The following is a 20,926-nucleotide window of genomic DNA, read 5'->3' as shown; positions in this document are numbered from 1 at the left end:
TGGTCGGCGGCTTCGTGGTCGGTGGTGTCGTGGTGGGCGGTGTCGTGGTGGGCGGCTTCGTCGCGGGCGGCGGGGTGGGTCGGGTCGGGTGGGGAGCGAGGACCGTCTCCGAGACGCGGGAGCACCGGCACCGACTGTCGACGGTCGTGTGCCCTTCCGTCCGGGCGGAGCGTGCGCGTGAGCGTGCCGGACGGCGTGTCCGCAGTGCCTCGATCTGCCATCATGGCGAAACGGAACCTCGCTCCGCCAACGATACGGAACATGGTTCCGCTTTGCAACGGCACGAAAGGACCCGTCTCGATGAACGACGACAACCGGCAGGGAAGCGCGGCCGAATCCAAACGCAAGGACGTCCGGCGCAACCAGAAGACCCTGCTGGACGCGGCCGCCGCGGTGTTCGTCGCCGCGGGCGTGGAGGCTCCGGTACGCGACATCGCGGCCAGGGCCGGCGTCGGGGTGGGTACGGTCTACCGCCACTTCCCCACCCGGGCGGACCTCGTCATCGCCGTCTACCGCCACCAGGTCGACGCCTGCGCCGAGGCCGGCCCGGCCCTCCTGGCCGCCGGCCCGACCCCGCACGCCGCCCTCGAACGGTGGGTCGACCTGTTCGTCGACTTCCTGGTCACCAAGCACGGCCTGGCCGCCGCGATGCAGGCCGACAACGCCGGCTTCGAGGCGCTGCACGCGTACTTCCTCGACCGGCTCGTACCGGTGTGCACCCGACTCCTCGAGGCCGCCGTCGCAGCGGGCGAGGTCCGCTCCGACGTCACCGCGTACCAACTCATGCGCGGCATCGGGAATTTGTGCATCGGCGCCGAAAGCGACCCCCGCTACGACGCCCGCGCGCTGGTCGCACTCGTCGTCGCGGGCCTGCGCCGACCACGCTGACCCGACACCCGGCGGGCCGCGCCCCGGTCGTCAGGCGCGGTAGCCATGCGCGGTGAGCAATGCGGACTACTGCCGCGCCCACGTGACGAACGCGATCAGGAAGAGCGCGCCGGGGCCGACCAGCCAGGCGGCGGAGAGCAGTTTGCCCACCGCCGCTTCGGCGGCCGGCGCACCAGGCCGCGCCCGGGCGCCGGCGACACCGGCGGAAGACGTGTCGGGGCTGTTCGCGCTCCATCGGTGTTCCGAGCGGGGCGTCGATCCGTTGGGAGCGGGCGTCAGTTCGGGTCCGGGATCCAGGAGCCGTGGATCATGGCCGGGACGCGGCGCGGGAGGTGCACGGTGGCGACCGGGGCGGCGGTCAGGTCGCGTGCGTCGAGGACGAGGAGGCGCGAACCGTCGGTGTTGAGATCGCTGACAACGGTCAGGAGATAGCCGTGGTCCTCGTCGGCGGCGTCCGCCGCGCCGACGAAGACGGCCTCGCTGGGGAGTTGGCCGACCCCGACGGGCCGGAGCCGGCGCCCACCGGTGGCACGGTCGTACTTCACCAGGGTGTGGTTGCCGATGCCTTCGTCGTCGGGGAAGGCGAGGGCGTACTGGTAGCGGTGGACGCGGCCGAGGCGAGTCTCGTTGATGGTGGGGAATTCGACGATCAGGTCGTCGGTCTGCTCCTCCCGGGCGGTTCCGGCGCCCAGATCGATCACCCAACGACGGCTGGTGGAACCGGAGTTCGGCTCCGCGCCGCGACCGGGCGCACCCACCCACCAGTTCCACGAGCGCTGCCACCCGTCACGGTCGACCGTGGCGCCTTCGACGACGATCCGGCCGAGGGCGTCCTCGTAGGCGTTGGCGAAGTGCATGCCGAAGCCGGCCTCGACGTCGAACCAGCGAATGTTCGCCGCACCGCCGTCGCCCTGCGGCATGATCCCGATGCGGCACCGCTGCGCGTCGCTCCAGGCGTAGGGGATGCCGGAGCGCTCGGTCGGGTCGAACGTGACCGACCCTTCGAGGAACACGACGTGGTGCTCGGTGATCGCGAAGTCGTGCTTGAGCGCGGCGGATGCGCCCGGAACCTCCTGGCTCTGCACCAGTTCCCCGTCCCGGCCGACCACATGGTGGGTGAGGAACGGCGGGAACGGCGACGACGCGAAGAAGTGCAGTTCGCCGGTGACCGGATCCTCCTTCGGGTGCGCGGTCATGAAGGAGGTGAGCTTGCCGGCGAAGTCGTACGCGCCGACCGTGTCGAGTTCGGGCGTCAGTTCGTAGGGCAGCGCGGACTCGCACAGCGCGAGCAGTCGCCCGCCGTGCTCGATGACGTGGGTGCCGGCGGTGCTGACCCGGAAGTCGGGCCCGTGCTCGGTCATGTACGGCTCGCCGTCCAGCGCCGGAGTACGCACCCAACGGTTGCGGTACCACTCGGCGTTCCCGTCCCGCAGCCGGATGCCGTGCACCATGCCGCTGCCCTTGAACCAGTGCGTCGGGGTGACTCCCGGCTTGGGGTTGTGACTCGCGCGCAGCAGCCGACCGGTCAACTCGGGCGGGAGGGTTCCTTCGACCACCAGGGAGGTGGCGGTGATCTCGTCGGCGACCGGGGCGTAGTGACCGGTCAGATAGGGCTTGTTCATGGTGGGACTCCTTCGGGTTTCGGGTTCGGGCGTCCGACTTCGGGCGTCCGACTTCAGGCTTCAGGTTTCGCGCTTCGGACCTCAGCCCTCGGACCTCAGCCCTCGGAGCTCGGGCTTCGGGCCTCAGCCCTCGGACCTCAGGCTTCGGGCCTCAGGCTTCGGGCTTCGGTATCGGCGGGCCTCGGATCGGCGATGTCTCGGCGAACTTCGCGCCCGGGACGCCGTCTTCGCCGTCGCCGGCACGGTTCACGGGGTGCTCTCCTCTCCCCTGGACGGGGCGACATACGACTTGCGCTCGTCGTCCACGGCGGCCGGCCGCGGTTCGGCCCTCCCGCCGGGCGTGCCGTCGGCGGGTGTGGACCCGCGCCGGGTCCGGCCGACCAGCAGCGGGACGAAGAGCGTGCCCACGGCGGCGATCGCCGCCGAGACCAGGAAGGCGGTCCGGTACCCCTCGGTCAGGGCCACCTCGCGGCTCGCCCCGGGGAGGAGCGAGTCGGTACGGGACGTGGCCAGGGTGCCCAGGACGGCCAGGCCGAGCGCGCCACCGATCTGGCGGGTGGTGTTGACCAGTCCGCCGGCCAGCCCGGCGTCCGCGGCCGGGACACCGGCGACCGTCGCGGCGGTCAGTTGTACGAACGCGGCCCCGAGGCCGAGTCCGATCAACACCGTCGGGCCGAGCACGTCCCCGGCGAAGCTGCCGTCGGCGGAGACCCGCGACAGCCACAGGAAGCCTGCCGCGAGCGCGGCCATCCCGACCGCGAGCGTGCCGGCCGGCCCCCATCGACGGACCAGCCGGGGCGCTGCCGAGGCACCTACGATGTTCGCCACCGCGAGCGGGAGTTGGGTGACCCCGGCCATCAACGCACTGTCACCGAGCACCTGTTGCTGGTAGAGCGGCAGGAAGAAGAACAGTCCCACCCACACCGCGCCCAGCAACGCCATCACCGCGTTGGCCGGCGTCACGGTACCGGCCGCGAGCAGACGCGGCGGCAACAGCGGTGTGGGATGGCCGCGTTCGATCACCGCGAACAGCACCAGCAGCACGAGGGCGGTCGCGATCGAGGCCAGGACCCACGGATCGGCCCACCCGGAACGTCCCGCCCTGGTCAGGCCGTACACGAGCGCCACCAGGCCCAGGCTGACGGCCGACGTACCCGCCGGATCCAGGGCGCGCGGGCTCGGCCGCGGTCCGATCGCCTCGGTGACGCGGACCAGCCAGGCCGTGGCCGCCAGCACGGCGGCGGCGGTGAGCGCGCTCGCGAGGAACACGCTGCGCCAGCCGAACCCTTCGGTGAGCACGCCGCCGAGCAGCACCCCGGCGGCACCACCGGCCCCCGACACCGCACCCCACACCCCGAGCGCCTTGCCCCGGCCGGGGCCCGGCGGGAAGACCTGCATGACGAGGGACAACGCCGCCGGCGCGATCGCGGCTGCGCCGATGCCCTGCAGCGCGCGGGCCGTGATCAGTTGCCATCCGGTGGTGGCCAAAGCCGCGGCCAGTGCGGCGGATGCGAACACCGCGAGCCCGCCCAGCAGCAGGCGACGGCGTCCCACCAGGTCGGCCGCCCTGCCCCCGGGCAGCAGCAACGCGCCGAAGGCCAGGCCGTACGCGTTGATCACCCAGGCCATCCCGGTCCCCGACAGCCCGACACCGTCCCGCACCTGCGGCAGCGCCACGTTGACGATGGAGGTACTGAGCACCACGACGAACTGCGCGGCGGCCAGGACGCCCAGGATCACCCCGGGACTTGCCGCGCGCGCCCCGGCCACGGATTCGGCCGCGGGCGCGGATCGGTGGTTACTGCCTCGCACGAGAACCTCCTGATGTGTGGTTGATCAATCACTTTCGATTCCTGTACCGAACGCGCCGCGAGCAGCTCATGGGCGACGCAATGCAGGGCGTGTCACTCTTGGACCTCGCACCGAGGCCAGGCGGCCCGGATGGTGCTCCGCAACCATCATTGAGTGGTCGATCACTCATCTTGCAGTCCGCACAGATCCCGAGCTCTCCGAAGCCGTCAGCCCCGAAGCCCGGCCCGCGGCGCGACCGCGCCCGGTCGCGCCCGGTCGAACCCCCTCGTACGTAGTCGTGGTCAGAAGTGCCGAACGCCGGCCGTCAAGGTCCGCGTCCAAGGCGCGTCGACCTCGTCGGCGCCGATCGCGGACACCAGGTGGCACAACATCCCGATCGCGAAGAACCGCTGCACCTCCGCGTCGTCCCCGCCGGAGGCGCCACGCACATATTCCACCAACCGCGCGTATCCGCCCCGCACCGCTTCCCGAACCGCCGGCTCGGACGCCGCCGCCGCCTGCGCGTGGAGCTGCAGGAGCATGAGGTCGTTGTCGCTGATCAGGCGGGCATAGGCATCGCCCATCGCGGACAGCACCGCCTCCGCCGAACTGCCCGTCGCGGCGGCGGCGCCACGCTCCAGGCTCTCCCGCACCCGAACGAAGCAGTACTCGACGACCGCGACGAACAGGCTTTCCTTGTTCGGAAAGAGCCGGAACACGTACGCCTGCGAGATCCCGGCGGCCTTCGCCACATCCGTGGTCGTCGTGCCGAAGTAGCCCCGCGCCGCAAACGCCCCGATCGCCGTGCGAAGCACCGTCTCGCGGCGCTCGTCGGCGGTGGAGAGTTGCCTCTTGCGTTCCGTCTTCATGTGAGTACTCAATCACTCACACTCCACCCCGTCAACCTCGGATCCCGGCGTCGGAGTCGACGCCGACGCCGACGTCATTCTTGACCGGACCGCCATATGAGTGATTAGCTACTCACACCCCGACGCACAACGGCAGTACGCCAAGGCCAAGCCGGGACACCCGCTGGATTTCGAGCAACCTGCCTCGACACGCAGCGGACCACAGTATGAGTGATCAATCACTTATGACGCGCCATCCCCTCGAGGAGATCCCGCCATGAGCACCGAAGCCACCACACTCGCCACCGGAACACCGGACGCCATCCTCCCCCCGATCGAGGCCGTCGACGCCGAAGCCCCCGTCATCGTGCGGCTCTCCATCACGGTGAACGCCCCGCTCGCCGACGTCTGGGCCCTGCACAGCGACATCGACGCCTGGGCCGACTGGAACCCGGACATCGACCGCGCCGAACTCGACGCTCCTCTCGCCCCCGGCGCGCGGTTCCGGTGGCTCACCCACGGCCTCGACATCACCTCGACCGTCTACCAGGTCGTCCCCGGAAGGCGCATCGTCTGGGGTGGGCCGGTGCAAGGCATCGAAGGCGTCCACGTCTGGACGTTCCAGGAGCGGGACGGCCTCGTGACGATCCGCACCGACGAATCCTGGAGCGGCGCACCGGTCGAGGCCGCCGCCGACGACATGCGCCACGCGCTCGACCAGTCGCTGCGCCAATGGCTTCGGCACCTGAAGGACCACGCCGAGCGCCGGCAGCCGTAGCACCACCGCGGTCGACGCACGCACCGGCGGACCCAACTGCCGGCGTGGACGCGGCTCATCGGCTCGGCCTCTTGGGCGGCGCCTTCACTCCGGTCTGGCGCGCCTTCTTGGCCGGCGCCCTCAGCTTGGTTCGACCCGCGTCCGCGCCCGCCCCCGCGCCCCCGGGCGGCGCCTGCACCTCGGCCCGGCTCGCCCGCGTCGGCGCTGCCTTCTTCGCCTCGGCTCGGCTCGGCGTCCCGGGCGCCGCCTTGACCTTCGTGTGGAAGGCATCGGGCTGCTTGACGCGCTCGCCGTTCACGGTGAGTTCGGTGGTCACCGTGATCTGGCCGGCCACCCCGTCGGTCTGCGCGATGAAGGCGAGCAGATGTGGCGTATCGGGGGCCACCGGCTTGCTGGGCTTCCAGGTGATCTCGGTGGCCGCGGGCGTGGTGGTGACCGTGGCCCCGATCGCCTGCGCGGGCGGGATGGTGACCTTGGTCTTCTCGCCGCGCACGGTCACGGTGAAGGCCACCTCGGCGGCCGACGGACCCTCGTCGAGCAGGGACCAGCTGTAGGTCACCTGGTCGCCGGCCGTGCAGTCGGAGGGCGCGTTGATCGGGGTCGGGGTGACCGTGGCCTCCCGTTGGACGATGACCGTGCCGGCGGCGTTCTTGCCGGCCGTGGGGTTCTTGCCGGCGAGGGTGGCGGTCACCGGCCATGTGCCGGGGGCCGCGTCCGCTGCCAGATCGAGCTTGGCCTCCACCTGGGTGTTGTCACCGTCGCGGAGCGTGCCGACGTCGATCACCCACTTCTTCGGCGTCCCCTCGGTACGGAACGCGGCCGGGAGGGTCCCGACGGTGGCGCTGAGCAGGGTGCCGCCGGCCAGGACCGGAAGCGACAGCGTCAGGTCCGAACAACCGGACGGACCGGCGGTGTTGTCGGCGTCCCAGATCAACTGGGCGTCACTACCGGGCGCGGCCGGGTCCGGGGCGGTCGGCTGCATGGCCAGGCCGAGGGCCGACTTGCGGGTGACGGTCAGCGTCACCGGCGTCGAGAGCACCGTCTTCGGCGCCCCGTCCCACACCGGGGTGGCGGTGAACACCACGGGACCGGCGGCGAGTTCGTCATCGATCCGACAGGAGAGCTCGACGGTCACCGGTTTGGCCAATGCCGGGGGAATGGGCGCCGGTTGTTTGCCGTCGCGCACCCTGACCGCATGGCCGTCGACCGTGACGCCGGTGACCCGGACCTGCTTGGGGACGTCGATCTCCAGGAAGGTGCCCGCCAAAGGGCCCTGTGCGGCGCGGGAGACCGTCCAGCCGAGGGTGGCGGTCGCCCCGGCGTCCACGGCGGTCGGATTGCCCGGCGCGGCGGTCGCCGCCACGCTCGCCTCGGAGACGGCCGCTCGGGTGCCGGAGACGCTTGCCAGGATCTTGCCCCGGTAGGCGACCTCGGCGATGGCCGTATAGGCGCCGGGGTGGGGCGGGTTCAGGATGCCGGTCAGCACGGCCGCTCGGCCCAAGACGGTGTTGCCGCCGGGCACGCGGTCGAAGGTCACCGTCATGCCGTCGACCTTCCCGTCCTTGGAGGTCAGCTTTGCCCCGGTCAGCTCGCCGGGCGGCCGTACGGTGACCTTGACGCCGCTCGCGTCCGACCCCCCGTTCTGCAGGCTCCAGGAGAACTCCGCCTGCTTCCCGATACCCACCGGCTTCGGATACCCGACGGGAAACACCTGCAACTGCGGGTTCTCCGCGATGTCGGCCCGCGGCTTGTCCTTGACCGAGACGGTCTCGGCATTGGCCGCCCTGGCCTCGGCCGCGGTGGGGCCCAGCTTCTTGCCGCCCTGGTCGGGTCGGAGCGTGAAGACGGCGATCGCGTTCTTGGCCGAGTTGCCCGGGAGGGTGCCCAGGTTCCACACCACCTTGCCGTCGTCCCGGGAGGCCGGCGGAGGCACGGAGTTCAGGAAGTGGCCTTGGCGCACGGTGGGTCCGTCCATGGACAGGACGACCTTGTCTGCCTGGACACCGGTCGTGTTGCGGACCGTCCACAGATAGGTGGCGAACGCGTTGGACGCCACCTTGCCGACGATCTTGCCCGAAACCTCCAGTACGGTCCGCCCTTCTTCTTCACGGTCAGCGGCTTGTCACCCACCGTCACAGCGACGCCGTCCAGGCCCTTGGGCACCGTCACGGTGAGCTTGGTGTTGTGGGCGGTGGAGGGGCCGTCGTTGGTCAACGACCACGCGAAGACGACTTCCTTGCCCAACCGGACCTGGTCGGGCGTGGGCTTGCCCTTGGGCAGCCGCAGCTTGACGGTGCGCCGGGGGGGGTGACGGTGAGCCGGTGGACGGCCGGGACGGCGTTGGTCGCGGTCGCGGTGCCGACGGCCGTCACCGACTTCGGCGGGTCGCTCTCCACGGTGGCGGTGAGTTCGAGCTTGACGTCCTTGTCGGTACCCAGCGAGCCGGGCCGAAAGAGGGCGCTGCGCTTGCCGAGCACCTTGGCCGAGCCCTTGGCCGAGGTGGCCTTGGTGACCTTCAGGCCGGCGGGGACGACGACGGTGACGGAGGGCGACTTGGCCGCGTTCTTGCCACCGGTGTTCTTGAGCGTCCAGGTCATCACCACCTTGGCGCCCGCCTTCGGTGTGGTGACGTCGGCCTTCGCATCGAGTTGGATGGAGGTGAACTTGTTCTACTTGTTCTTGTTGCGCTTGGGCTTCTTGTTCTGCTTCGGCTGGGACGAATTGCCGCCGCCGGGCGAGCCGATCAGCTTGAACAGCGCGAACAGTCCGCCCACGAGCGCGTCGCCGATCCGCTTCCACAGGTCGTCGTCGTCCGAGGAATCCCACTTGGCGCCCTCGGCGGTGACCTGGGCCCAGGACTCCAGCGCGGGCGCGGGATCGGCGATGTTCGCGGCGGTGACCTCGGCGGTGGCGGTGAGCCTGCCGCCGGCGTCGCCGCCCACCCTGGTGATCAGCGGGACGGTCCAGCCATCGTCGGCGGGCTCGAGATCGGCGGTCTTGAACCGGTATTTGCCGCCGCCGAGGTCCTCGATCGCGCCCTTCTCGACCGCGTCCCGGTGCTTGGGGTGCAGGGTGACCTTGGCCGGCAGTTGCACCGTCACCAGTACGCCGGTGGCCTTGGTAGGGCCGTTGTTGTCGATGCGCCACTGGAAATTCAGGTCGCTGCCCGACCGGACCTCGGCCGGGAACGCGTACCCCTCCTGGAGGCTGAGTTCCGCGTCCGTCGCCGGGGCGAGCGCGAGCACCGTGGGCGAGGCCCCGCCGCCGGACAGCCGCAGCGCCGGGACGCCGAAGTCGACCCGCTTGAGCACATAGGGCTTGCCCTTGACCGCGGACTCGCCGGGGAAGATCTCGTTCACGTCGGCGGGGTCGCCGTTCGGCCGGTCCCCGGCGAGGTAGCGCGGGGAGTCGGACTTGGCGAGAAACGCGTAGTGCCCGGCGGCGATGGCCGACACCTCGGGTTCGCTGATGAGCAGGGGGCCGCCCTGGGTGGAACTGCCCACGCCCCAGGTGTAGGCGTGGCCGTCCTCGGTCAGCGCCATGGCGAGCCGCTGGTACGCGGAGACCGCCGCCACCTTCGCGGCGAGTACCTCCGGGGGCGGGATCAGCAGCTTGTCGTCGGGGTCCTTGCGCCGGCTCACCAGGCGGTTCTTCGAGGTACGGATGAGCGCGTGCTCCTGGCCGGTGGCGACCTCCACGGCAAACTCGCCCATGGCCACCGTGGAGCCTCCGTCGTTCGTCGTCTCATCGCCGTCGTTCGGCGCTTGCAACGCAAGAGTCGGGGCTGTTCCCGGCGCGGCGGCGGACGGTAACCCGATTCCGGGAATATCACCCGTATATGGGAACGGGCGCGGCTATAGGGGAACGGGCGCGGCCGAGGTCGATCCCAGTGGCCACCCGTGGGTGTGGTCGGGTGTCGACTCGTGCGCCGGGATCGAACCCCGAACCGGCTGGAGGTGGTTCCGCCGCCGACGCGACGTTTGTCGCAAATGGGCGTGGGCAGCAGGGGCGGTGGGCCGCCGTCACGACCGATGGACGGCCGGCCTCCCCTGTCGTGAACCGCGAACCGAAAGGCGAGCCCGATGAACGACGCCGACCTGACCGGCCGACGCATCCTGGCGATCGTCACCAACTACGGCGTGGAGCAGGACGAACTCGTCGTACCGGTCCGCCGTCTCCGCGCATCCGGTGCCCGGGTCGACATCGCGGCGCCTTCGGCGGAACCGATCCGGACCCTCGTCGGCGACAAGGACCCGGGCGTGAGCGTCGAGGCGACGCTCACCCTGTCCGACGCGGACCCCACCGGCTACGACCTCCTGCTCGTACCGGGCGGCACGCTCAACGCCGACTCGTTGCGCCTGAACGACACCGCCGTCGGGATCGTCCGCTCCTTCGCCACCTCGGGCCGCCCCGTCGCCGCCATCTGCCACGGCCCCTGGATGCTGGTCGAGGCCGACGTCGTACGCGACCGCACGCTGACCTCCTACGCGTCCGTCGAGACGGACATCCGCAACGCCGGCGGCCGCTGGCTCGACGAGCCGGTCGTGCGGGATGACACGGGCGACTACGTACTGATCACCTCCCGCACGCCCGATGACCTCGAGGACTTCCTGCACCAGATCGACGCGGCCCTGACGATGTCCGGCCTCGGGTCGACGCGCCGCGTGTGAATCACGAAGCAGTCCGATTTCGGATCACCGGACCGATCGATGGCGCTCCCCCCGCCCGGGGTGGGGCGCCATCCGCATGTCCGCGGCGTCCGCAACCCCACGCCCCTTGGTAGGCGTCTCGGCATCTCCCGCGGGCCTCGGTAGCGCGGAGCGAGGGCCGGGACCGGGGCGCGGCGATGACGAGAGCGATGGCGATGGCGATGGCGATGGCGAGAGCGAGAGCGAGAGCGAGAGCGAGGGCGAGGGCGAGAGCGAGGGCGAGCGGCGACAATCCTTGCCGCAGCCAAGATTATGAGCATGCTCACAATCGCCGGCGCCGTCGCCGCCGATCCTTGCTCTCTGCAATGATCACGACACGTTATCGACGCGTTGCCCGATGGTGACCCCTCGGTTTTCACGCGGAATCTCTCGTCATATTCCGGTCGAGCCGAAGATTTTCCCGCGCACCCCCCACCAGGTTCGAAGGATTTGTGGACGGGAGCCGGACGACGTCGAGCACGTGCCGACCGGAGGTTTGGCGTCCGGCCTCCGGGCAACGTGCGCGCGTGCACCCGAAGATTACGAAGAGGTGCCCGGGCGGGGAAGGTCCGTCCTTCCCGTTGGCCGAGAGCGCGTCGGTAGGTTCGATCCGCATGTCCGCCGAAACGAAATTCTTCGCCGAAACGGAATCCGCACATCCCGTCGTCACGATGGGTCCACCCGAGCTGCGCGACGGCGCGGCGCTGTGGCAGCTCGCCCGCGAAAGCGGGTCGCTGGATCTCAACTCCTCGTACAGCTACCTGCTCTGGTGTCGGGACTTCGCGGCGACCTCGATCGTCGCCCGTGACCGCGACGCCCGCGTCCTGGGCTTCGTGACCGGCTACGTCAGACCCGGCCTGCCGGACACGCTCATGGTGTGGCAGGTCGCGGTGGCCGAATCCGCCCGAGGGCAAGGGCTGGCCACGCGCATGCTGACCGCGTTGATGCGGCGGCGCGTACCGCATGGGCAAACCCGCCTGGAGACCACGATCACCCTCGACAACTCGGCGTCGATCGCGCTGTTCACCGCGCTGGGACGCGAGCACGGGGCGGGCGTGAGTCGTACCGAACTCTTTCGCGCGGCGCTCTTCCCGGATGGGCACGCCGACGAAGTCCTTTTTCGGGTAGGCCCGTTCACCGCAGCCGCCTGACCCCCGACAGGCCCCGAACCGGAGGGGGCGGCACCGTCGGACGTGGCTCGCCGCTGCCCTCGACCATGCGATCCAGGAGAAGCATGACTGTTTTCGAAACTCTCGAGTCCGAGGTCCGCAGCTACTGCCGGAGCTGGCCGACCGTGTTCACCCACGCGCGCGGCAGCCGGATGCACGACGAGAACGGCCGCACCTACCTGGACTTCTTCGCCGGAGCCGGCGCGCTGAACTACGGCCACAATCACCCGCTGCTCAAGCGCGCGTTGCTCGACTACCTGGAGAACGACGGCGTCACGCACAGCCTGGACATGTCCACGGCGGCGAAACGCACGTTCCTGGAGCGCTTCGCCGAGGTGGTGCTGGAGCCGCGCGGCCTGGACTACAAGGTGCAGTTCCCCGGCCCCACCGGCGCCAATACCGTGGAGTCCGCGCTCAAGCTGGCCCGCAAGGTGACCGGGCGCGAGGCCGTGATCGGGTTCACCAACGCCTTCCACGGCATGACGCTGGGCGCGCTCGCGGTCACGGGCAACTCGAAGAAGCGCGCCGGCGCGGGCATTCCGCTGGTGCACGCCACGCCGATGCCGTACGACAACTACTTCGACGGGCAGTTGCCCGACTTCATCTGGTTGGAACGTCTGCTGACCGACGGCGGCAGCGGCCTGAACCTGCCCGCCGCGGTGATCGTGGAGACCGTGCAGGGCGAGGGCGGCGTCAACGTCGCCCGTTTCGAGTGGCTGCGCGCGCTGGCCGACCTGTGTCGGCGTCACGACATCCTGCTGATCGTGGACGACGTGCAGATGGGTTGCGGCCGCACGGGGCCGTTCTTCAGCTTCGAGCCGGCCGGGATCACCCCGGACATCGTGTGCCTGTCGAAGTCGATCGGCGGCTACGGCCTGCCGATGGCGCTCACCCTGTTCCGCCGTGACCTGGACGTGTGGGAGCCCGGCGAGCACAACGGCACCTTCCGCGGCAACAACCCGGCCTTCGTCACCGCCACTGCGGCGTTGGACCTGTGGGCGGACGGGTCGCTGGAGAAACAGACCACGCTCAAGGGCGAACTGATCGAGCGACACCTCGACGACATCGTCACCGAACATGCCGAGCTCGGCGCCTCCCGGCGCGGTCGCGGCCTCATCCAGGGCCTGACCTTCGCCGACGACTCCTTCGCCGAGGCCGTGTGCGCACGGTCCTTCGAGGACGGACTGCTGGTCGAGACCTCCGGTTTCGAGTCGGAGGTGGTCAAGCTGATGCCCGCGCTGACCACCACCGAGGACGAACTCGACGAGGGCATGCGGATCCTCGCGAACGCCGTCCGCGCCGTCCGCGCCGCCTGAACTCCCCTACGCCACCGACCACAACGGAAGGACCACCACGATGATCGTTCGCACGCTGGACGAACTCGACGGCACCGACCGCGACGTCGTCGCGGACACCTGGCGCAGTCGCCGCATCGTCCTCGCGAAGGAGGGCGTCGGCTTCTCCCTGCACGAGACGGTGATGTACGCGGGCACGGAGACCTCGATGTGGTACGCCAATCACATCGAGGCGGTCTTCTGCACCTACGGCGAGGGTGAACTCACCGACGAGGAGACCGGCCGGACCTACTTGATCACGCCGGGCACGACCTACCTCCTGGACGGTCACGAACGACACACCATGCGGCCGAAGACCGACATCCGAATGGTGTGCGTGTTCAACCCGCCGTGCACAGGCCGCGAGACACACGACGAGAACGGGGTGTACCCGCTGCTGCACGAGGAGGCGGGCGCATGACGATCCATTCGCTCGATCACCCCTCGGTCGACGGCTACCCCACCCGGCACGTCACCGGCTCGCTGCGCGTCGAGCGACGCGAACCCGTGGTGTGGGCCGACTCGTTCGAGGGCCCGATGGGCCGGGACGAGCTCCGCGGCTACGAGCGGGACGGATTCGTCACCGTCGAGCAGTTGCTCGACCCGGACGAAATCGTGGCGCTGCGCGCCGAGTTGGCCAGACTGTGCGGTGATCCCAAGGTTCGCGCGGACGAACGTACCGTCATCGAACCCGCTTCCGAGGCCGTGCGGTCGATCTTCGAGATCCACCGCATCAGCCCGCTGCTGCGCGAACTCGTCCACGATCCACGGCTGGTCGGCCGGGCCCGCCAGATCCTCGGATCGGACGTGTACATCCACCAGAGCCGCGCCAACCTGAAGCCCGGCTTCGACGGCTCCGGCTTCTACTGGCACTCCGACTTCGAGACCTGGCACGCCGAGGACGGCATGCCCGCGATGCGGGCCGTGAGCATCTCGATCGCGCTGACCGAGAACCACGTGCACAACGGCGCGTTGATGATCATGCCGGGCTCGCATCGCACGTTCGTCGCGTGTCCGGGCGAGACGCCGCACGGCCACTACCGAACCTCCCTGCGCCGCCAGGAGATCGGCACGCCCGACCCGGACTCGCTGACCGAACTCGCGGACCGACACGGCATCTCGGTGATCACCGGCCCGGCGGGTTCGGCGACCGTGTTCGACAGCAACTGCATGCACGGCTCCGCGGAGAACATCACCCCGTTCCCGCGCAGCAACCTGTTCATCGTCTACAACAGCGTCGACAACGCCCTGACCACCCCCTACGCGGCCCCGGCACCCCGCCCCGACTTCATCGCCACCCGCACCCGTCCCGTCACCTGACCCCCTCGCGACCCGGACCCCGACAACCCCGGGGATCCCATCGCCCGGCGCCCCCGACGAAGGGGCGCCGGCCCGGGTCTCGCACCCGCCCCGGTTCCCGGACTCGGTCGCACCCTTCGCCCGGGAACCCGGTGTGCGCACCGAGCGCGTTCGGTAGCCGGCGGCCCGGAACAGGAGGGGCCACCGACAGCCCGAGCACCATCGACCTCGTCACTCCTCGTGATTCAATGATCACGCTCGGGTGGTTCGGGTCGAGGTGAGAGGTGGGTCCATGGGCGAGTCGTTCGTGGAGGTTCACGGCGGGCGGTATCGGGACTCGGTGGCGCTGGCGTTGTTCTCCCGTGAGGTGGCCGAACTGCCCGGGGTGTCCGTCGCGTCCGTGGCGATGGGAACCGTGATGAACCTGGAGCGGTTCGCCGCGTTGGGCTTCGAGTTGCCCGCGCACACCGGGCCGAACGATCTGGTCGTGGCGGTGCGTGCCGAGGAGGAATCGGCCGTCGAGGCGGCCCGGGACGCGGTGGCGACGTGGCTGCGCTCGGGCGGCCGGGCGCACGCGTCCGGGGATCGGGCCTCGCGTGCGGTACCGACGGTGCGTCCGCGCACGGTGGCCTCCGCCGCCCGACGCAACCCGCAGGCCACGATCGCGGTGGTGTCCGTCCCGGGTGCGTATGCCTTCGTCGAGGCCATGGAGGCGTTGGAGGCGGGCCTGCACACGCTGATCTTCAGTGACGGCGTCTCCGTCGCGCAGGAGGTGCGGCTCAAGGAGGAGGCGGCGCGGCGCGGGTTGTTGGTGATGGGTCCCGATTGCGGGACGGCGGTGCTGGGCGGGGTCGGATTCGGTTTCGCCAACGCGGTGCGGCCCGGGCCGGTGGGTGTGGTCGCGGGCGCGTGCAGCGGCGCGCAGCAGCTGTTGTGCCTGCTGGACGCCGCCGGCGTGGGAATCAGTCACTGTGTGGGCGTCGGGGGTCGCGACCTCACTCCGGACGTCGGGGCGTCCTCGTCCCTGCGCGCGTTGTCCTTGCTCGAGGAGGATCCGGCAACCGAGTTGATCGTGCTCGTCGGCGAGGACCCGGGGCCCGCCCTCGCAGCGGAGATCGAGTCGCACGTCGCGGCGTTCCGGACGCCGGTGATCCTGCATCTGTTGCGGCCCGACTCCACGGATCTGACGACGGTGGCCGCCGAGGCCGTCCTGCGCTGCGCCGGCGCGGTGCCCGATCCGTGGCCCCGATGGCTTCCCGAGGACCGCGCGCCCGCACCGGGACCGGCCGGCGGGTTGTTGCGCGGACTGTTCTGTGGTCGCATGTCATGCGGCGAGGCGACGGCCGTCGCCTCCGCCGTGCTGGGCCCGGTGACCTCCAACCTGCGGGACGCGGCCGTGCGAGGCACGTTCGAGGAGCTCCTGACCGGCGGTGGGCACGCGATCATCGACTGGCAGGAGGAGCGCGCCCGTTCGGGGCGGCCACACCCGATCATCGATCCGACCGGCCGCGCCGAGCGTTTGGCTGTCGAACTGGCCGACCCGCGCACCGGTGCCGTCCTGATCGACGTCGTACTGGGCCGGGGCAGTCCGGCCGACCCCGCCGCGCCGGTGATCGCCGCGATCGAGAACTGCGCGCGGGAGGGCCGATCCGTTCCGGTGGTGGTCTCGCTGGTGGGCACGGCGGCCGACGAACAGGGGCTGGACCGGCAGGGCCGGGCGCTGGCCGCGGCGGGCGCGCACGTGTTCCTGTCCAACGCGCAGGCCGCCCGGCACGCGGCCGGTCTCGCCGCGGGCGTTCTCGTACCGGCGGGAGTGGGCGCGTGAGGGGGCTGCACGAGGACATGTGGGCGATCACCGTCGGGATGGACCTGCTGGCGGACGCGCTGCACGCCCAGGCCGTCCCCACCGTGCCCGTCGACTGGAGCCCCTCGAACCCGGACCTGGCCGATGCCCTGGCCCGGATCGCGGCGGACCCGCGACGCGCGCCGGCGAACGCCGAGGCGGTACGCCGGATCACCGCGGCCGGCGCCCACTTGGTCGACGTACGCCCCGCGCACGAGGCGCTCGGCCTCACCCCCGGCACGTTCCTGCACTCCGGGCCGCCGCTGACCTGGGACCGCGCGTCCGGCCCGATGCGCGGCGCACTCATCGGAGCCGTCCTGTTCGAGGGCCTGGCCGACACCCCCGAGCGCGCCGAACAGGGCCTGGCGGAGGGGACCTTCACGCTGGAGCCGTGTCATCACCACGGCGCGGTGGGGCCGATGGCCGGGGTGGTGAGCGCGTCCATGTCGGTGTTCGACGTCGTCGAACCCGGCACGGGTCGGCACGCGTTCTGCACCCTGAACGAGGGCCTGGGCAAGGTGCTGCGCTACGGCGCCTACGACGCCACGGTGCTGGAGCGGCTGCGCTGGATGGAGGACGAGCTCGCCCCGTTGTTGCGCGCGGCGCTGCGCGCGCACGGGCCCGTGGACACCCGGGCACTGCTCGCGGCCTCGCTGCACATGGGCGACGAGTCGCACATCCGCCCGCGTGCCGGCAGCGCGCTGTTCCTCGCCGAGATCGTCCCCGAGCTGGTCACCGCCGGCGCGGGCGACGCGGTCGCCCGGGCGGCGCGGTTCATCGCCGACAACGACTTCTTCTTCCTGAACCTGGCCATGCCCACCGCCAAACTCGCCATGGACGCCGCCCGCGACCTCCCCGGCTCCACCGTCGTGGTGGCGATGGCCCGCAACGGCACCGACTTCGGCATCCGGCTGGCCGGGACCGGCGACCGGTGGTTCACCGGGCCCGCGCAACTCCCGCGAGGGGTATACCTCGGCGGCTACGGCCCCGCCGATGCCAACCCCGACATCGGGGACTCGGCGATCACCGAGACCCTCGGCCTGGGCGGGCTCGCCGGCGCCGCGGCCCCTGCCGTGGTCGGCATGGTCGGCGGCCTCGCGTGCGACGCGCTCGCCACCACCGAGTCGATGTACGAGATCACCCTGAGCGAACACCCCGCCTACCAGATTCCCGCCCTCGACTTCCGCGGCGTGCCCACCGCGATCGACGCCGCGCTCGTCGCACGCACCGGCACCCTGCCCGTCATCCACACCGGCATCGCCGGCCGGATCGCCGGCACCGGCCAGGTCGGCGGCGGAATCGTCGCCCCACCCCTCGAAGCCTTCACCTCGGCCATCGTTCAAGCCGCCCGGCACGCCCCCCACGTGCCGCGCGTCGACCCGACCGTCGCCCGCGAGCGAACCTGACCGACGGGAGCCGCCCTCGCCCCTCGCCACCCGCCCCGCCCGGGCGAAGCCGCGGCGGGTGGGGGCGACAACATGCCACCGATGGCGGTCACCATCGTCTCGGCCTCACTCGGCATCGGCTCGTCCTCGGTCACGTGAACACACTCGCCATCGCGGCGGCGGCCTTGAGGCCCGATCCGGTCAGGACGACCACGACCTTGTCGCCGGGCCGGATCGCTCCGTTGGCGGCGAAGGCGTCGATCGCGGCGGCCGCCGAGGCCGAGGTCGGCTCCGCGTAGAGTCCGATGCCCGCCAGTCGGCGGGTCGCCCCGGCGATGTCCTCCTCCGGGATCGCCACGGTGTCGCCGCCGGATCGCCGGATCGCGTCCACGATCTCCGGTAGCCGGATGGGCGACTCGATCGCCGTGCCCTCGGCGATCGTGGGCCCGACGTCGACGGCGGGGCCGCCTCGGAACGCCGCGTGGATGGGCGCGCATCGTTCGGGTTGGGCGACCAGCAGCCGAGGGCGCCGATCGATGTGACCCGCGGCGAGCAACTCGCCGAAGCCAAGGTCGCATCCCAGGACGATGCTGCCCGCGCCCGCGACCGTGACGACGACGTCCGGCGCGGCGAAGCCCAGGTCCTCCCAGATCTCGTACGCCAAGGTCTTGGTGCCCTCGAGGAAGAGCGGGTGCCAGTTGTGGCCGGCGTACGCGGTGGTTCGCGCCTCGCGCATCGCCTGCTCCCCGGCGGCCGCCCGACCGCCCGGCACGAGCACCACCTCGGCACCGTACGCCCGGGCCTGCAAGACCTTGGCCGCGGAGGTGCCCTCCGGGGCCAGGATCCGCGCCCGGATGCCGGCGGCGGCACAGTAGGCCGCCACCGAGGAGCCCCCGTTGCCGGAACTGTCCTCGAGCACCGACCGCACGCCCCGCTGGGCGAGCAGCGACATCATCACGCTGGTTCCGCGATCCTTGAAGCTGCCGCTCGGGTTGAACCATTCGAGCTTGAAGTGCACCTCCCGATTCCCCCAACGCCTTTCGATCAGCGGGGTGCAGCCCTCGCCGAGCGACACCGGTCGGGTGACGTCTCCCGGGAGCGCGGCACGGTAGCGCCACAGGGAGCGGGTGGAGCTCTCGATGTCCTTCGGCCCGATGCCCGGCCGCGGCCCGACCATCAGCGGTGCGCCGTCGTCGCCTTGCCAACGCAGCGCGTCGAGGGCGTAGGTCCGGCCGGATCGCGGGTCGAGATAGACGTCCATGTTCACCTTCCTCGGAATAGACGGAAAGTCTAACATTGGACACTCGGTCCAATCAGGGGGCGGGTGTCGGTTCCCGATCCGGCATCGGGCGTAGCGCGCCGGCGGCGGCGCACGAACTCCTCACTCCCGCAGGCAACTCAGCGCCCGCATGGCCTCGCGCTCGATACGGGAGAGGTCGCCGACGACGGCCCCGGCCTGCGCGAGGCAGCGCGCGTCGCCCGATTCACCGGCCTTCGTGATCAGTTCCGCCGCTTCCGTCCACAGGACGGCCGCCTCGGTGTACAGCCCGAGGCCGGTACGCAGGTGGTCGCTGTCGACCAGTCGCGCGCATTCGGCGAGAAAGTCGCGGTAGAGATTGCGGAACAGCGCGCCGCCGGTCCCGGCCCTCTCCATCAGGACGGCGGCCTGCGGCAGGTCCCGTCGCGGGGCGTCCGTACGCCGGAGCCAACCGGGTATCAGCTTCCCGGCCTTCTCGATGCCCCGGTGACCCAGGTTGGCGATGGGCGGGTTGAGGAAGGCGTGGGCGCAGGCCGTGATCGCGGGAATGACCAGATCCCGCACCGAGGGCGGGTTTCCCGGCACGGTGAGGGTGAAGGATCGGTGCCTGGCGGTCATCGGTCCGCGCGCGGCTCTGGCCCGGGCGAGGCTGATCAGGCTGGTGGATACCGCTCCGCCCTGCTGGTCGGTGTCCACCAGGTACGCGTCGTGGTCGTCGTAGCCGTACATCGCCACGACATGGGCGCCGAAGTGCACCTTCGACCCGAAGTAGTCCAGGTGGTAGCTGTCGAGTTGCAATCCGACGGGGCGACCCGCGTCGATGGAGGCCGCCACGTTCTCCCATGCCTTGCGCGGGGAGGTGGTCTCCTGGACCAGCAGCTCCAGGTCGAGTCTCTCGGCCAGGTTCCTGGTCAGCTCGAAGGGCTTGACCCGTCCTCCGAGGAACGGGAAGCCCAGGTTCTTGCCGTCCCAGTAGATGAAGGACAGGCCCGAGCCGAGCCCGAAGAGCATGGGTTCGGACAGATCGAGTCCCTGGTGCCGCAACAGCACTCCCAGGGCTGTCGTCTCGCAGTGCCGCATGCCGCGGGCGTCGATGTCTTCGAGCATGGTCATGCCGTGTCCTCCTGGACGGGGATGATCAACCGGGTCATCAGCTCTTCTTGTGGTGCCTCCGCCGGCGCGACGAGATAGACCTCGCGTACGGGCGCCCGCGGGCGCAGCCCCCGCTCGTGGATGGCGGCGAAGAGCGCGTTGTAGGCCAGCGGCAGTTGGGCGTAGGGCCCGATGTGCACGGTCTCGGCCACGGGGCCGCCGGGCAACACCTCGAACTCCAGGCCGGGCGTGCCCTGCCCGTGCGGCGTGTGCGCCCCGAGGGCGATCTCCATCCGGTCTTCCAGATCCAGCGGGTACAGGGCCCACAGCGGCGGCTCCCAGGCGATTTCGGCTCTGGCGAGCGCGGGCAACAACCGGCCCACACACTCCTCGACCGTCGCGCCGATCCCCGCGGGGGCACAAACCGCTCGTACCACCGCCAGCCGTCGCTCCGGCTCGCTGCCCATCGTCACCTCGTAGCCGGGCAGGCCACCTTCGACCAGGCGTTCCAGCATCTCCAGCCGTGCCCGGTCCCTGCTGATCCGCTCGGCCAGCCGATCCCGCTCCGTACGCAGGATCCGTGCCCTGGACGCGGGCTCGGCGACCAGCGCCCGGGCGATGACGGCCAGCGGCAGATCCATCTCGCGCAGCAGGCCGATGGTCAGCGCGTCCCGGGCCTGTTCGGGCGCGTAGTAGCGATACCCGGAGCCGGCGTCCACGTGAGCCGGCGCCAGCAGCCCCAGTTCGTCGTAGTGCCGAAGCTGCTTGACACTGAGCCGACACAGGCGGGCGAAGCGCCCGATGGTGAGAAGTTCGTCGTGCACACCACCATCGTGGACTCTCCCACGGGGGGAGAGTCCACCCTCGCCCTCGCGCCGACCGACGACGCCCCCGGCGCACCGCCCGGACGATTCGGGTCGCCGCCCTCAGG

The 20,926-nt window shown here is 70.9% G+C and carries 18 protein-coding genes; 9 read left to right on the top strand and 9 right to left on the bottom strand.

The window, feature by feature from the left end; genetic code table 11:
* Positions 1-300 precede the first annotated feature (300 nt).
* The gene (locus ACWCPW_RS12740; protein ID WP_449761571.1) at positions 301-888 is read left to right on the top strand and encodes a TetR/AcrR family transcriptional regulator; all 588 of its coding nucleotides are present in this window, start codon (positions 301-303) and stop codon (positions 886-888) included.
* Between the two features lie 275 nt (positions 889-1,163).
* On the opposite strand, the gene ACWCPW_RS12735 is transcribed toward ACWCPW_RS12740, so the two are convergent.
* The 3 genes from ACWCPW_RS12735 to ACWCPW_RS12725 all read right to left on the bottom strand — a co-directional run bounded on the left by ACWCPW_RS12735 (position 1,164) and on the right by ACWCPW_RS12725 (position 5,170).
* Entirely contained in the window at positions 1,164-2,510 is a 1,347-nt protein-coding gene (locus ACWCPW_RS12735; RefSeq protein WP_449761570.1) for a carotenoid oxygenase family protein, read from the bottom strand.
* A 246-nt stretch (positions 2,511-2,756) separates the two neighbouring features.
* Complete coding sequence (locus ACWCPW_RS12730; protein WP_449761569.1) at positions 2,757-4,322, bottom strand: MFS transporter; 1,566 nt, start codon at positions 4,320-4,322, stop codon at positions 2,757-2,759.
* A gap of 281 nt (positions 4,323-4,603) precedes the next feature.
* Entirely contained in the window at positions 4,604-5,170 is a 567-nt protein-coding gene (locus tag ACWCPW_RS12725) for a TetR/AcrR family transcriptional regulator (RefSeq protein WP_449761568.1), read from the bottom strand.
* A gap of 256 nt (positions 5,171-5,426) precedes the next feature.
* On the opposite strand from ACWCPW_RS12725, the gene ACWCPW_RS12720 reads away from it, so the two are divergent.
* A complete protein-coding gene (locus ACWCPW_RS12720; protein ID WP_449761567.1) occupies positions 5,427-5,927 on the top strand; it encodes an SRPBCC family protein in 501 nt (166 codons plus the stop codon).
* 55 nt (positions 5,928-5,982) lie between these two features.
* Here ACWCPW_RS12720 and ACWCPW_RS12715 read toward each other — a convergent pair whose 3' ends face one another.
* From ACWCPW_RS12715 to ACWCPW_RS12705, 3 genes are all read right to left on the bottom strand, one after another.
* Complete coding sequence (locus ACWCPW_RS12715) at positions 5,983-7,983, bottom strand: hypothetical protein (protein ID WP_449761566.1); 2,001 nt, start codon at positions 7,981-7,983, stop codon at positions 5,983-5,985.
* 154 nt (positions 7,984-8,137) lie between these two features.
* Complete coding sequence (locus tag ACWCPW_RS12710; RefSeq protein WP_449761583.1) at positions 8,138-8,581, bottom strand: hypothetical protein; 444 nt, start codon at positions 8,579-8,581, stop codon at positions 8,138-8,140.
* A gap of 15 nt (positions 8,582-8,596) precedes the next feature.
* Positions 8,597-9,640, bottom strand: coding sequence for a hypothetical protein (locus tag ACWCPW_RS12705; protein WP_449761565.1), 1,044 nt, complete (start codon positions 9,638-9,640; stop codon positions 8,597-8,599).
* A 369-nt stretch (positions 9,641-10,009) separates the two neighbouring features.
* Between ACWCPW_RS12705 and ACWCPW_RS12700 the strand changes: the two genes are divergently transcribed.
* From ACWCPW_RS12700 to ACWCPW_RS12670, 7 genes are all read left to right on the top strand, one after another.
* On the top strand, positions 10,010-10,597 hold the full coding sequence (locus ACWCPW_RS12700) for a type 1 glutamine amidotransferase domain-containing protein (protein ID WP_449761564.1): 588 nt from the start codon (positions 10,010-10,012) through the stop codon (positions 10,595-10,597).
* Positions 10,598-11,229: 632 nt separating this feature from the next.
* A complete protein-coding gene (gene ectA / locus ACWCPW_RS12695; protein WP_449761563.1) occupies positions 11,230-11,766 on the top strand; it encodes a diaminobutyrate acetyltransferase in 537 nt (178 codons plus the stop codon).
* A gap of 83 nt (positions 11,767-11,849) precedes the next feature.
* Positions 11,850-13,100 carry a diaminobutyrate--2-oxoglutarate transaminase gene (ectB, locus tag ACWCPW_RS12690; RefSeq protein ID WP_449761562.1) on the top strand — a complete coding sequence of 417 codons (1,251 nt, stop codon included), beginning with the start codon at positions 11,850-11,852 and terminating at the stop codon, positions 13,098-13,100.
* Between the two features lie 40 nt (positions 13,101-13,140).
* Positions 13,141-13,539 carry an ectoine synthase gene (locus ACWCPW_RS12685; protein ID WP_449761561.1) on the top strand — a complete coding sequence of 133 codons (399 nt, stop codon included), beginning with the start codon at positions 13,141-13,143 and terminating at the stop codon, positions 13,537-13,539.
* Positions 13,536-14,438: an ectoine hydroxylase gene (gene thpD / locus ACWCPW_RS12680; protein ID WP_449761560.1), complete on the top strand. Its 903-nt coding sequence runs from the start codon at positions 13,536-13,538 to the stop codon at positions 14,436-14,438. The genes ACWCPW_RS12685 and thpD overlap by 4 nt, the downstream gene beginning before the upstream one ends.
* Positions 14,439-14,709: 271 nt before the next feature.
* Positions 14,710-16,242 carry an FdrA family protein gene (locus ACWCPW_RS12675; protein WP_449761559.1) on the top strand — a complete coding sequence of 511 codons (1,533 nt, stop codon included), beginning with the start codon at positions 14,710-14,712 and terminating at the stop codon, positions 16,240-16,242.
* Positions 16,239-17,666 (top strand): DUF1116 domain-containing protein, encoded by a 1,428-nt coding sequence (locus ACWCPW_RS12670; RefSeq protein WP_449761558.1) that lies wholly within the window; start codon positions 16,239-16,241, stop codon positions 17,664-17,666. The genes ACWCPW_RS12675 and ACWCPW_RS12670 overlap by 4 nt, the downstream gene beginning before the upstream one ends.
* A 130-nt stretch (positions 17,667-17,796) precedes the next feature.
* On the opposite strand, the gene ACWCPW_RS12665 is transcribed toward ACWCPW_RS12670, so the two are convergent.
* The 3 genes from ACWCPW_RS12665 to ACWCPW_RS12655 all read right to left on the bottom strand — a co-directional run bounded on the left by ACWCPW_RS12665 (position 17,797) and on the right by ACWCPW_RS12655 (position 20,819).
* A complete protein-coding gene (locus tag ACWCPW_RS12665; protein ID WP_449761557.1) occupies positions 17,797-18,906 on the bottom strand; it encodes a threonine synthase in 1,110 nt (369 codons plus the stop codon).
* Positions 18,907-19,026: 120 nt separating this feature from the next.
* A complete protein-coding gene (locus ACWCPW_RS12660) occupies positions 19,027-20,016 on the bottom strand; it encodes a BtrH N-terminal domain-containing protein (RefSeq protein WP_449761556.1) in 990 nt (329 codons plus the stop codon).
* Positions 20,013-20,819, bottom strand: a complete 807-nt coding sequence (locus ACWCPW_RS12655; RefSeq protein ID WP_449761555.1) for a MerR family transcriptional regulator — start codon at positions 20,817-20,819, stop codon at positions 20,013-20,015. Before ACWCPW_RS12655 ends, ACWCPW_RS12660 begins: the two co-directional genes overlap by 4 nt.
* Positions 20,820-20,926: the final 107 nt, after the last annotated feature.

This window comes from Embleya sp. NPDC001921, from assembly GCF_053594475.1.
This window is presented reverse-complemented; position numbering and strand designations above follow the sequence as displayed.

What these genes read in the sequence shown, in the direction of transcription:
- ACWCPW_RS12720 (WP_449761567.1), top strand. Translation starts at nt 5,427, where the DNA reads ATGAGCACCGAAGCCACCACACTCGCCACCGGAACACCGGACGCCATC.
- ACWCPW_RS12700 (WP_449761564.1), top strand. Translation starts at nt 10,010, where the DNA reads ATGAACGACGCCGACCTGACCGGCCGACGCATCCTGGCGATCGTCACC.
- ACWCPW_RS12725 (WP_449761568.1), bottom strand. Translation starts at nt 5,170, where the DNA reads ATGAAGACGGAACGCAAGAGGCAACTCTCCACCGCCGACGAGCGCCGC.
- ACWCPW_RS12660 (WP_449761556.1), bottom strand. Translation starts at nt 20,016, where the DNA reads ATGACCATGCTCGAAGACATCGACGCCCGCGGCATGCGGCACTGCGAG.
- ectB (WP_449761562.1), top strand. Translation starts at nt 11,850, where the DNA reads ATGACTGTTTTCGAAACTCTCGAGTCCGAGGTCCGCAGCTACTGCCGG.
- ACWCPW_RS12735 (WP_449761570.1), bottom strand. Translation starts at nt 2,510, where the DNA reads ATGAACAAGCCCTATCTGACCGGTCACTACGCCCCGGTCGCCGACGAG.
- ectA (WP_449761563.1), top strand. Translation starts at nt 11,230, where the DNA reads ATGTCCGCCGAAACGAAATTCTTCGCCGAAACGGAATCCGCACATCCC.
- ACWCPW_RS12665 (WP_449761557.1), bottom strand. Translation starts at nt 18,906, where the DNA reads ATGGACGTCTATCTCGACCCGCGATCCGGCCGGACCTACGCCCTCGAC.
- ACWCPW_RS12705 (WP_449761565.1), bottom strand. Translation starts at nt 9,640, where the DNA reads ATGGGCGAGTTTGCCGTGGAGGTCGCCACCGGCCAGGAGCACGCGCTC.
- ACWCPW_RS12740 (WP_449761571.1), top strand. Translation starts at nt 301, where the DNA reads ATGAACGACGACAACCGGCAGGGAAGCGCGGCCGAATCCAAACGCAAG.
- ACWCPW_RS12675 (WP_449761559.1), top strand. Translation starts at nt 14,710, where the DNA reads ATGGGCGAGTCGTTCGTGGAGGTTCACGGCGGGCGGTATCGGGACTCG.
- ACWCPW_RS12685 (WP_449761561.1), top strand. Translation starts at nt 13,141, where the DNA reads ATGATCGTTCGCACGCTGGACGAACTCGACGGCACCGACCGCGACGTC.
- thpD (WP_449761560.1), top strand. Translation starts at nt 13,536, where the DNA reads ATGACGATCCATTCGCTCGATCACCCCTCGGTCGACGGCTACCCCACC.